Source organism: Pseudoxanthomonas sp. SE1, from assembly GCF_029542205.1.
GTDB lineage: Bacteria > Pseudomonadota > Gammaproteobacteria > Xanthomonadales > Xanthomonadaceae > Pseudoxanthomonas_A.
Genome location: NZ_CP113783.1, coordinates 4,082,828 through 4,094,416 on the forward strand (window position 1 = coordinate 4,082,828; position 11,589 = coordinate 4,094,416).

The window sequence follows — 11,589 nt, forward strand, 5'->3', positions numbered from 1 at the left end:
ACTTACTGACAAGGCACACCTATGACACCGCACCTGTCCGGGATCCGCCAGATCGCCATCACCGTGAGCGACGTGGAGGCTGCGCTGGGCTTCTATCGCGATGCGCTGGGGCTGACGTTCCTGTTCCAGCCCGCCGCGCAGCTGGCATTCCTTGATGCCGGCGGCATTCGCCTGATGCTGACCACGCCGCAGGGCGCGGGCGCGGTGGGTGCCAACTCGATCCTCTACTTCACGGTGCAGGACATCGCCTCCACCCAGGCGACGCTGGTCGCGCGCGGCGCGACGGAAGAACGGCCACCACAACTCGCCGCACGCATGCCGGACCACGAACTCTGGACCGGCTTCCTGCGTGATCCGGACGGCAACCTGGTGGGATTGATGGAAGAGAAGCGCTGACGGGAAACGGGAGCCGGACGTGACCGCTGATGCACGCATGACGCTGCTGGCGTCCTACAACCAATGGATGAACCGGCGCCTCTACGATGCGGCCGCGACATTGCCGGATGAAACGCTGGCCGAGGATCGCGGCGCGTTCTTCGGCTCCGTGCTCGGCACGCTGAATCATCTGGTCGTGGCCGACACGATCTGGCTCAAGCGGTTCGCATCCGCCACGGACGCCTCTGATGTGCTCGCCGCGCTCGACGACACACCGATGCCGATCGCACTGGACGCCGTGCCATACCCGACGCTTCCCGCGCTGCGCGCCCGGCGCGAGTGGCTGGACGCACTGATCCTGCGCTGGGTGGACACGCTCACGCCGGCGCAGTTGTCGTCCCGGCTGACCTACGCCAACACGAAGGGAGCCACGTTCACGCGCAACGTCGAGGGGCTGCTCACGCATCTGTTCAACCACCAGACCCATCACCGCGGACAGGTCACCACCTTGCTGTCGCAGGCGGGCGTCGATGTGGGCGTGACCGACCTGCTGACGCTGGTGCCTGACGAGGGCTGACGCTCAGTCTTTGCGGGTCGCGAGCAGATCGGCCAATTGCTCGCGCAACGCCGCGACCTCACCTTCCAGCGCGGCGACGCGCGCTTCGAGTTCGGCATTCGCGGGCTCGCCGGCGAGCGCAGCGGACGGCAGCCGTGCCGCGATCGCGGCCACGTCCACCGGGCCACCGAGCAGGTGCATGTAACGGTCTTCGCGTTGCCCGGGCCCACGCGGGATCTGCACGACCAGCGCAGGTTCGCGCTGGATCAGGCGGTCGAGGTGGTGGCGCACGTCGTCCGCATCGGCGAACTTGAACAGGCGTTCGCTGCGCGCAAGCAGTTCGTGCACCGTCTGCGCGCCACGCAGCAGCAGCAAACCCAGCAGCACGGCCTGCTGCTGGGGAATGCCGAAGAACGCCGCGGTGCGGTGTTCGTAACGCTCTGCGCGCGAGGAGAACACCTGCTTCGCCAGGCCCTTCTGCTCCAGCTGCCGCAGCGCATGGTTGACCGCGCCAGGGTCCAGCGCCATCACCGGATCGCGCGCGGTCTTCTGGTTGGCAGCCGCCTGCGCGGCGTTCACCGTCAGCGGATAGGTCTCCGGCGTGGTGGCTTCCTTCTCGATCAGGCAGCCCAGCAGGCGGGCCTCGGCGGCATTCAGGACGGGCGTGGTGTCTTCCATGGGAAACCGATATCGGATGCGAGGGCGTGAAGGATAACCCGTGCCCTGCGCGGCACCGGACACCCGCTGCAACACAGGTTCGCTAGAATCCACGCACCTTGAAGACCGGATTGCCCATGCGCGTTTCCCTGCTTGCCGCCGGCCTGGCGGTTTCGTTGCTGACCCTGTCCGCGTGCAAGCGCACCGAACCCGCGGCCACGCCAGCGGACACCGCTGCGCCCGTCGCCGCCGTGGCGCCGATGAAGCCGACGGGTGCGCACGACAACCTCAATGCCGTGGCCTGGGTGCAGACCTCGGTGGAATACCGCGCGATCACCACGCAGACCTTCCGTGCCGCCGCCGACCACCTGGATGCCGCGCTGAAGGAAAAGCACTGGGATGCGCTGGTCCCCGACGAGCGCGGCAACGCCGCCACCGGCCTGAAGCCCGCCGTGGTGATGGACGTGGACGAGACGGTATTGGACAACTCGCCGTACCAGGCCCGCCTGATCCGCGATGGCAAGGAATACGACGAAATCAGCTGGGACCAGTGGGTGGCCGAGAAGAAGGCCAAGCCGCTGCCCGGCGTGGTGGATTTCGCCAAGGCCGCGGCCGAAAAGGGCGTGACCATCCTCTACATCTCCAACCGCGCCGTGCACCTGAAGGAAGCCACGCTGGCCAACCTGCGCGACGCCGGCCTGCCGGTCGCCGACGACAGCGTGTTCCTCGGCCTGGGCACGGTGCTGGAAGGCTGCGAGCAGAACGGCAGCGAGAAGAACTGCCGACGCCGCCTGGCGGGGCAGAAATACCGCGTGCTGATGCAGTTCGGCGACCAGATCGGCGACTTCACCGAAGTGGTGGCCAACACCCGCGAAGGCCGACAGGCCTTGTTCGACGAGTACGACGACTGGTTCGGCGAGCGCTGGTGGATGTTGCCCAACCCGACCTACGGGTCGTGGGAACCCGCACTGTTCAACAACGCCTGGGACCAGCCGGCGGCCGCACGCACGCAGGCCAAGCGCGACGCGCTGGACTACGCGCCGTGAGCGCGCGCGGCCCGGTCGCGCTGACAGCGCGCGAGCGCCTGATCTTCGCGCTGGACGCGCCGTCCGGTGCCGAAGCGCTGGCGTGGGTCGACCGGCTTGGCGATGCGGTGCAGTTCTACAAGATCGGCATGGAGCTGCTGGCCAGCGGCGACTACTTCACGGTGCTGGACGAACTCGCCCGGCGCGAGAAGCGCGTGTTCGTCGACCTGAAGTTCTTCGACATCCCGGCCACCGTCGCCGGGGTGATCCGGGGCCTGTCGCGCTGGCCGGTGACCTACGCGACCATCCACGGCTGGCACGCCGGCATGATGGAAGCGGCCGCCGAAGCCCGTGGGGCTGACCTGCGCCTGCTCGCGGTAACGGTGCTGACCTCGATGGACGGCAGCGACCTGCGCGCCATGGGCATCAACAGTGGCGAACCTGCCGACATCGTCGTGCAACGTGCGCTTGCCGCGCAGGCTTCCGGCATCGATGGCGTGATCTGCTCCGGGCAGGAAGCCGGCGTGATCCGCGCTGCTGCGGATGCCGGCTTCTCCATTGTCTGCCCCGGCATCCGCCCGGGCGGCCCGGTGGGCGACGACCAGAAGCGCACCGTCGGCGTGGCCGAAGCGTTTGCCCTGGGTGCAGACGCCATCGTGGTGGGCCGGCCGATCAGCAAGGCAACCGATCCGCGCGCCGCCGCCGAGGCGATCCAACTGGAAATTGCTGGTGCCATCAAATAATTCAATAGCTTACACATATCTATTTCAGGTATTGCCTTAGCATTCGGGCGCAGGTAGGCTGTGTCCATCCGGCCCTTGGGCCGGAGATGTGCCACAACACTTCGTCCTCCGGCTTCGGCCGGACTTCAGGAGGTCCGCGGGGTCGCAAGACACCCGGCCTCCTTTTTTATTGCCTGCGAGGCAAGTTGCGACGGCCATGCTTGCCGCCTTTCCCCGCTGCCGTGAAGATGCGGGGAGACTGGGGAGTCACCGCATCATGTCCACGCCGTCCGCGTCCCTGCTGCGCGCGCTGGCCGCCTTCGGGCTGTCGCTCGTCCTGCTGGCCGCCTGCAAACCCGAACCCGAAGAACTCGCCGGCGCAGCCAGCGAACCGGCTGCCGCCGTGCGCCAACTGGCAACGCACCTGCAGCGCAACGACCTGGTGGCCTTCGCACGCGACGCCGTTCCTGCTGACGTGCATGCACGGTTGGACGCCGCCTGGCGGCAAGGCCACAGTCGCTGGCCGCTGACCGAACTGCCACTGGACGACAAGCTGGTGCCGATGCTGGCCGCGCTGGCCGCGAAGGATTCGGAAAAGACGCTGCAACGCAGCTTCGACCGACAGTTCGGTCGGCAGGACCGCGACCTGAAGGAAGCCGCGCGTACGCTGAGCCTGTTCGGCGTGCAGTACGTGAAGAACGAAGGCGACTACACCCAGGAAGAACGCGACCACTACGCGCAGGTGATCGCCGCTCTGGGCGAGTGGGCGCAACAGGCACCGCTCGGCGATACCGCACTGGCACGGACCACGCTGTCCCGGCTGGCACCGGCCGCACGCCGGAGCGGCCTGACCACGGAGCGGGCCCTCGACAACGCCGGCATGGTCGCCAGCCTGCAACGACTGACGCCGTTCTTCATCGAGACCAAGGCCACCTTCGCCCGCTACGGGCTGCCCCTGGATACGACCTTCAACGACCTGCGGACCGGCCTGGTCGAACAGAAGGGCGACACCGCCACGGTGCGCATCCACTATCCGTTGGCCGAACGCGAGATCGACACCGTGGTCAGCCTGACCCGGCGCGGCGGGCAGTGGTACCTGACCGACTACCTCCGCCATGCCGAGGACCTGCTGAAGGCATTGCCTGCACCCCCGGTCGCGCCACCCGCCACCGAGACCCCTCCCGTCTCACCGCAGGGCGATATCGATCCAGCGACTTAGGCCGTCGGCATCCGCCCCCGGTGCCGACGTAGGGCCCACTTGGCCGGTCCCCATGCACCAAGGGCGCCTGCCTGAACCTGTAACCGCTTCCCAGCCGGTCACGGGCGTGCGCCATAATGCGCCGGATGCCTGAACAGAATCCCCTGCCGTTCCCGGACGCCCCGAAACCGACGCCGCCGGAAAAGACCCCGGGCGCGACGGACCCCGCCGCACCCGGAAACACGCTGGACACCCCGGTGGTCGCCGATGCGCCCGTCACGGCAGGCGTCCCGATGACGCCGCCCGCCCATCGCCAGGCCAAGCGTCCGCTGTGGGCGCGGCTGCTGGGCCGCCTGGCCGATCCCTGGCTGGCATTGAACATCGAGCCCGGCATCCCGGCGGACCTGCTGGACGGCCGCCCGGTCTGTTACGTGCTGGAAGACTACGGCCTGTCGAACGCGCTGATCCTCGACCGCGCCTGCCGCGACGCCGGTCTGCCCTCGCCGCTGGTGCCGCTGCCCGTCGGCGGCAACCCGCTGGGCCGCAAGCGCGCCTATGTGGCGCTGTCGCGCCGCAATGCCAGCACCCTGATCCCCGACCAGGTCAGCGCCAAGACCCACTCCGGTTCGTTGGCGCGGTTGCTGGAGGCGCACCGCACCACCCCGGTACTGGACGTGCAACTGGTGCCGGTGTCGATCTTCGTCGGCCGTGCGCCGGACAAGCAGAGCGGCTGGTTCTCGGTGCTGTTCTCCGAAAACTGGGCCATCGTGGGCCGCTTCCGCCGCCTGCTGGCGATCCTGTTGAACGGACGCGGCACCATCGTGCGGTTCGCGCCACCTGTCTCGCTGCGCAACACGGTCGATGAAGGCCTCGAGCCGGAGCGCACCGTCCGCAAGCTGTCGCGCGTGCTGCGCACGCACTTCCACCGCATCCGCGAGGCCATCATCGGTCCCGACCTGTCCACACGCCGCCTGCTGGTGGACCAGGTGCTGGCCGCCGACCCGGTGAAGGAAGCGATCACCGAACAGGCGCGGCGCGACAAGTCCAAGCCCGAGGACGCGTGGAAGAAGGCGCACGCCTACGCGTGGGAAATCGCCGCCGACTATTCCAACCCCGTGGTGCGCTCGGCCAGCTTCCTGCTCAGCCATGTGTGGAACCAGATCTACGACGGCGTGCTGGTCCACCACCTGGACAAGTTCAAGGAGGCTGCGCCCGGTCATGAAGTGGTCTACGTGCCCTGCCACCGCAGCCACATGGACTACCTGCTGCTGTCGTACCTGCTGTACGAACGCGGCATCGTGCCGCCGCACATCGCGGCCGGCATCAACCTCAACCTGCCGGTGGTGGGCACGCTGCTGCGCAAGGGCGGCGCGTTCTTCATGCGCCGCAGCTTCCGCGGCAATCCGCTGTATTCGGCGGTGTTCACCGAATACGTGGCGCAGCTGGTCTCCGGCGGCTACTCGCTGGAGTACTTCATCGAAGGCGGGCGCTCGCGCACCGGCCGGCTGCTGCCGCCCAAGGGCGGCATGATCTCGATGACGCTGCGCGCCTTCCTGCGCCAGCCGCGCAAGCCGGTGCTGTTCCAGCCGGTCTACATCGGCTACGAGAAGCTGCTGGAAGGCACCAGCTACCTGGACGAACTGAGTGGCCGGCCGAAGGAAAAGGAATCCATCTGGGCCGTGCTGTGGGGCATCCCCAAGGTGCTGCGGCAGAACTACGGCCAGGTGGTGGTGAACTTCGGCGAGCCCATCCCGCTCAACGACGCGCTGGCCAAGCATGCGCCGGAGTGGGACGGCACGCCCGTGGGCGAAGAGGAAAAGCCCGCGTGGCTGTCCGAGATCGTGGATGCGCTGGCCCAGCAGATCCAGGTCAACATCAACCGCGCCGCCGACGTGAACCCGATCAACCTGCTGGCGCTGGCGCTGCTGTCCACGCCCAAGCACGCGATGGGCGAAGCCGACCTGATCGCGCAGATCGAACTGTCCAAGACGCTGCTGGCCGAACTGCCCTACTCCGACCGCGTCACCGTCACGCCGCACTCGCCGGATCGCATCATCTCCCACGCCGAGGAGATCAACATGCTGCAGCGGATCAAGCATCCGCTGGGCGACGTATTGAGCGTGGACGACGACACGGCCGTGTTGCTGAGCTACTACCGCAACAACGTGCTGCACCTGTTCACGGCGTCGTCGTGGATCGCCTGCTGCTTCCAGAACAACCGCCGCATGAGCCGTGCCGGCGTGCTGCGCCTGGGCCGCACGCTGTATCCGTTCCTGCAGGAGGAATTGTTCCTGCCATGGAGCGAGGACGAGTTCGCCGAACGCATGGAACGCACCATCGAGGTGTTCATCCGCGAAGGCCTGCTGCAGCAGGTCAACGAAGACGACGGCGGCATCCTCGCGCGCAGCGCGGGGCAGACCGACGAAGTGTTCCGGCTGCGCGCGATCGGCCACTCGCTGCAGCAGGCCTTCGAGCGCTACTACATCGCCATCTCGGTGCTGGTGAAGAATGGCCCGGGCACGCTGGGCGCCGCCGAGTTGGAGAGCCTGTGCCAGCAGGCGGCACAACGCCTGAGCCTGCTCTACGCGCCCGCTGCGCCGGAATTCTTCGACAAGACGCTGTTCCGCGGCTTCATCCAGAAACTGCGCGAACTCAAGCTGGTCTGGCCCGACGAGAACAGCAAGCTGCTGTTCGACGAACGCCTGGACGCCTGGGCGCGCGACGCCAAGGCCATCCTCGGCCGAGAACTGCGCCACACCATCGAGAAGGTCAGCCCGGAAGCCGCCAAACCGGCCGAGCCGACGACGCCCCCGCAGGACTGAGGTCCTGCCGCTGAAGGCACCACGTTATTCCGCCGCGTGACCTGGCTGCGCCGTCCTGTGGCGGTGCCATTCAGGACAGTGCATTGAACGAGCGCGTCAGCCACGCCTTCGCCGGCAGCGCACGCGCGGGGTCGCGTATCAGGCGGTGCAATGGCGAGCCGCATTCGGACAGATAGGGCTCGTCCTCGATCACCAGCACCATCCGCAACAGGTCCACGCCGCCCGGCAGAATGGCCGGCGGAAGGTATTCGCGGAAGCCATAGTGTTCGAACACATCGTGCAGGAACGGCTCGCACGCCAGCAGACAGAACTGGATGCGGCTTTCCTGCGCCCAGCGGTACGCCTCTTCCATCAGCCGATCCACCACCGGCTTGCTGCGCTGGTCGGCCTGCACGGCGAAACGCGTACCCACCGCAACCTGCGCCAAGGGCCAGGACCGCGCGAAGGCGTCGATCTGGAACAGGCTGCCGTACTCCACCTGCACGGCCAGCGGTGCGAAGTCGTGCAGACGCAGTGTGGCGATCGCCTGCGTCCCCTTTTCCACCGCCAACGTGGTGCCGCACGCGTCCAGACCGTCGGTGACACGCTTGCTCCGGTCACCGAACTGGCCCCGCTCGTGGAAATACACCTCGCGCCGCAGGCGCGGCACGTCACCCAGGCAATCGCCCGGCGCGAAACGATGCATGCGCAGGCCCAGCCCGGCCATCGCCTCGTCCGCCGACGCCGCCACGAGCCGCGCCTCACGGGCCGACGATGGCGGGCGGTGATTGAATGGTTTGTCCTGCTCCATGCCACTCCCTCGCCACGGCGCGGGAGGCGCACGCAGCCAGTCATTGGGAACCGCGGCGCCGGCAGGACGGCAAACGGTCAGTCGTCGGGGAAACCCCCACATCGGGAAATCAAGCAAGCATCGGGCCAACTGCGCCGACCGCCCCGGAAGGGAGCCCTGGGGGCTGCGGACGGGTATTTCAGGCCTCTGGCGGCCCCGACGCGCGGGAAGCGTGCCTCCGCGCCGGCAAGGGGTGACGCGCAGCGTCAGATCCGGGCTGTCGTGAGGCGCGTGGGTTCAGGCCGGCTCGTCGGGAATCAACGCGCTCTCCAGCCGCGCGATGCAGTCCTTCAGCCACAGCTTCCGCTTCTTCAAGCGCTTGATCGCCACTTCGTCGGCGTCGGCATCATCCACCAGGCGCGCGATCGCCTCGTCCAGCTCGCGGTGTTCGAGCTTGAGTTCGGTGACCTTCTGGGTGATGTCGGCGGGGTTGCTGATCTCCACGCGGCGAGCGTACACCGGCGGCGGCAAGGGCGTCACCGCACCCCGGTACAATGACGCCCATGAGCACCGTCCTGCCCTTGCCCGACCCCGTCCTGCGCCGCCCTGCCGCCGATCCGCGCCGCGCCGCGCACGAACAGGGCAAGCTGGCCAAGCGGTTGCGCCGCCAGGTGGGCCAGGCAATCGCCGACTTCGGCATGATCGAGGAGGGCGACAAGGTCATGGTGTGCCTGTCCGGCGGCAAGGACAGCTACACGATGCTCGACATCCTGCTGCAACTGCAGAAGAAGGCACCGGTCGGCTTCGAACTGGTCGCGGTCAACCTGGACCAGAAGCAGCCGGACTTTCCGGAACACGTGCTGCCGGACTACCTGGAGCGCGTGGGCGTGCCGTACCGCATCATCGAGCAGGACACGTATTCGGTGGTCAGCCGGGTGATTCCGGAGGGCAAGACCATGTGTTCGCTGTGCTCGCGCCTGCGCCGTGGCGCGCTGTACAGCCATGCCGAGGAGAACGGCTTCACCAAGATCGCGCTGGGCCATCACCGCGACGACCTGGTGGCGACGTTCTTCCTCAACATGTTCTTCCACGCCAAGCTCTCCGGCATGCCACCCAAACTGCTGTCGGACAATGGCAAGCACGTGGTGATCCGTCCGCTGGCCTATGTGCGCGAAGACGACATCGCCCAGTACGCGGAAGCGAAGACGTTCCCGATCATTCCCTGCAACCTGTGCGGCAGCCAGGAAAACCTGCAGCGCAAGCAGGTCAAGAAGATGATGGATGCGTGGGAACGCGAGACCCCCGGCCGCATCGAGACCATCGCACGCGCGCTGGGCGACATCCGCCCGTCGCAGCTGAGCGACCCGAACCTGTTCGATTTCCTGTCCCTGGGCCACCGCGACGGCGCCGCTTTGCCCGATGCGCAGGCATGGCTGGCGGGCGAACCGCATCCCACCTTGGCGGACGAGGACACCTGACCTCGCCACACGCCCGCCGTCCTCCCGGCGAAAGCCGGGCTCCATGTTGCCCTTGCCGCACTGAGGACCGTTGTCGAGCAAAGGCAAAGTGGAGCCCGGCTTTCGCCGGGACGGCGGGCAAAGCAACAGCACGCATCCCCCTCATTTACCGGACCCTGATTCCCTGATGTTCTTTCGCAACCTGACCCTGTTCCGCTTCCCGACTTCGCTGGATTTCTCCCAACTCGACGAACTGCTTCCCGAAGCCGTACTCAAGCCGGTCGGCCCGCTCGAACTGTCCTCACGCGGCTTCATCTCGCCGTTCGGCCGCGGTGACGACACGTTGTCCCACCGCATCAACGACGCCATCTGGCTGAGCGTGGGTGGCGAGGACAAGATCCTGCCTGGCGCCGTGGTCAACGACCTGTTGCAGAAGAAGCTGCAGGAGATCGAAGAGAAGGAAGGCCGCAAGCCCGGCGGGAAGACCCGCAAGCGGCTGAAGGACGACCTGCTGCACGAGCTGCTGCCGCGCGCCTTCGTCAAACCCTCGCGCACCGATGCACTGATCGACCTGGAGCACGGCTTCATCGCCGTGGATGCGTCCTCGCGCAAGACCGGCGAGAACGTGGTGTCGGAAGTGCGCCGCGCGCTGGGCAGCTTCCCCGCGCTGCCGCTGAATGCCGAAGTCGCGCCGCGCAGCGTGCTGACCGGCTGGATCGCCGGCGAACCGCTGCCGGAAGGCCTGTCGCTGGGCGAAGAGTGCGAGCTGAAGGACGCGATGGAAGGCGGCGCGGTGGTGAAGTGCCAGAATCAGGACCTGCAGAGCGACGAAATCACCAAGCACCTCGAGGCCGGCAAGCAGGTCACCAAGCTCGCGCTGGTGCTGGACGACCACGTGTCGTTCGTCCTCGGCGAAGACCTGATCGTGCGCAAGCTGAAGTTCCTCGACGGCGCCGTCGACCAGTTGGAGAACACCGAGCACGACGACCTGCGCGCCGAACTGGATGCCCGCTTCGCCCTGATGTCCGGCGAGGTGAAGCGGCTGTTCCTGGTGCTGGAGCACGCGCTCAAGCTCAGCAAGGCGGATTGAGCCCTCCACGGAAACGGGATGCGGCGCGACTGAATCGCATCCGCCACCTCCAGCCCGCGCATGCCCACTACAATCGTGGGCATGCCTTCGCTGCACTCCCTCCTGATCGCCCGCGCGCCACGCAGCGTCGAGCGGGACACCGTCACCCTGGAACTCGATGACGGACGCATCCTGGACGTGCAACGCGTCCGTGATCCGCGCGCGAAGCGCCTCAAGCTCAGCATCGATGAGCGGGGCGCGCGACTGACGCTGCCCCTGCGCGCCAGCCTGGTGGCGGGGGACCGCTTCCTGCAACAACACCGCGACTGGCTCGCCGCGCAGCTCGCGCGGCATGCGCCGGATGACGGCGACGACACACTGGTGCCCGGTCGAACCGATCGCTTGCCGCTGCGGGGCGAGTACCTGCCACTCCAGTGGCACGAGGGTCGCTACGCGCGCATCGAGCGGGTGGACGACACGCTGCACGTGCATACGACGTCGCGCACCAGTACGACCAGCCTGCAACGCACCCTGCGCGCCTTCTATGAAGCCCAGGCGCGGGCCGACATCGGCCGCTGGCTGCCGGGTTATCTGACGGGGTTGCCGCGGGCGCCCCGGCAGATCCGCCTGAAGACCATGTCGTCCCAGTGGGGCTCCCTGACGCCCGACGGGACGCTGGCGCTGGACCTGGCTCTCGTATTGGGGCGACCTTCAGCGTTCGAGTACGTGCTCGTCCACGAGTTGTGCCACTTGATACACGCCAACCATTCACCCGCCTTCTGGCATGAAGTGGAGGCGCGCTTCCCCGCCTGGCGCGACGAGCGCGCGTATTTCCACGCCGAAGGCCGCCGCCTGAAAGTTCGACTGCACCGGCTGCTGGCCACGCCCTGACACCGGCCTGCGAATCCGAGGACTCCAGGCGCCCATGTCCGGAGTGAG

The 11,589-nt window shown here is 67.4% G+C and carries 12 protein-coding genes; 9 read left to right on the plus strand and 3 right to left on the minus strand.

Annotated features, from left to right (window positions below; translation table 11 throughout):
• Window positions 1–21 precede the first annotated feature (21 nt).
• Complete coding sequence (locus OY559_RS19155) at window positions 22–396, plus strand: VOC family protein (RefSeq protein WP_277727881.1); 375 nt, start codon at window positions 22–24, stop codon at window positions 394–396.
• A 19-nt stretch (window positions 397–415) separates the two neighbouring features.
• Window positions 416–952, plus strand: coding sequence for a DinB family protein (locus tag OY559_RS19160; RefSeq protein ID WP_277727882.1), 537 nt, complete (start codon window positions 416–418; stop codon window positions 950–952).
• A gap of 3 nt (window positions 953–955) precedes the next feature.
• Here the strand turns inward: OY559_RS19160 and OY559_RS19165 are convergent, their stop codons facing one another.
• On the minus strand, window positions 956–1,609 hold the full coding sequence (locus OY559_RS19165; RefSeq protein WP_277727883.1) for a YceH family protein: 654 nt from the start codon (window positions 1,607–1,609) through the stop codon (window positions 956–958).
• Window positions 1,610–1,725: 116 nt separating this feature from the next.
• Between OY559_RS19165 and OY559_RS19170 the strand changes: the two genes are divergently transcribed.
• The 4 genes from OY559_RS19170 (at window position 1,726) to plsB (ending at window position 7,355) form a co-directional block, all read left to right on the plus strand.
• Window positions 1,726–2,634, plus strand: coding sequence for a 5'-nucleotidase, lipoprotein e(P4) family (locus OY559_RS19170; protein ID WP_277727884.1), 909 nt, complete (start codon window positions 1,726–1,728; stop codon window positions 2,632–2,634).
• On the plus strand, window positions 2,631–3,356 hold the full coding sequence (pyrF, locus tag OY559_RS19175) for an orotidine-5'-phosphate decarboxylase (RefSeq protein WP_277727885.1): 726 nt from the start codon (window positions 2,631–2,633) through the stop codon (window positions 3,354–3,356). Before OY559_RS19170 ends, pyrF begins: the two co-directional genes overlap by 4 nt.
• A 256-nt stretch (window positions 3,357–3,612) precedes the next feature.
• Window positions 3,613–4,554, plus strand: a complete 942-nt coding sequence (locus OY559_RS19180) for a hypothetical protein (RefSeq protein ID WP_277727886.1) — start codon at window positions 3,613–3,615, stop codon at window positions 4,552–4,554.
• 116 nt (window positions 4,555–4,670) lie between these two features.
• Complete coding sequence (gene plsB / locus OY559_RS19185; protein WP_277727887.1) at window positions 4,671–7,355, plus strand: glycerol-3-phosphate 1-O-acyltransferase PlsB; 2,685 nt, start codon at window positions 4,671–4,673, stop codon at window positions 7,353–7,355.
• Window positions 7,356–7,425: 70 nt separating this feature from the next.
• Here plsB and OY559_RS19190 read toward each other — a convergent pair whose 3' ends face one another.
• On the minus strand, window positions 7,426–8,145 hold the full coding sequence (locus OY559_RS19190) for an N-acyl amino acid synthase FeeM domain-containing protein (protein WP_277727888.1): 720 nt from the start codon (window positions 8,143–8,145) through the stop codon (window positions 7,426–7,428).
• Between the two features lie 276 nt (window positions 8,146–8,421).
• Window positions 8,422–8,628, minus strand: coding sequence for a YdcH family protein (locus tag OY559_RS19195; RefSeq protein ID WP_142122766.1), 207 nt, complete (start codon window positions 8,626–8,628; stop codon window positions 8,422–8,424).
• A 50-nt stretch (window positions 8,629–8,678) separates the two neighbouring features.
• Here OY559_RS19195 and ttcA point away from each other — a divergent pair, with 50 nt between their 5' ends.
• The 3 genes from ttcA to OY559_RS19210 all read left to right on the plus strand — a co-directional run bounded on the left by ttcA (window position 8,679) and on the right by OY559_RS19210 (window position 11,541).
• Window positions 8,679–9,602 (plus strand): tRNA 2-thiocytidine(32) synthetase TtcA, encoded by a 924-nt coding sequence (ttcA, locus tag OY559_RS19200; RefSeq protein WP_277727889.1) that lies wholly within the window; start codon window positions 8,679–8,681, stop codon window positions 9,600–9,602.
• A 166-nt stretch (window positions 9,603–9,768) separates the two neighbouring features.
• Entirely contained in the window at window positions 9,769–10,671 is a 903-nt protein-coding gene (locus tag OY559_RS19205; RefSeq protein WP_277727891.1) for a recombination-associated protein RdgC, read from the plus strand.
• A gap of 81 nt (window positions 10,672–10,752) precedes the next feature.
• Complete coding sequence (locus OY559_RS19210) at window positions 10,753–11,541, plus strand: YgjP family zinc-dependent metalloprotease (protein WP_277727892.1); 789 nt, start codon at window positions 10,753–10,755, stop codon at window positions 11,539–11,541.
• Window positions 11,542–11,589: the final 48 nt, after the last annotated feature.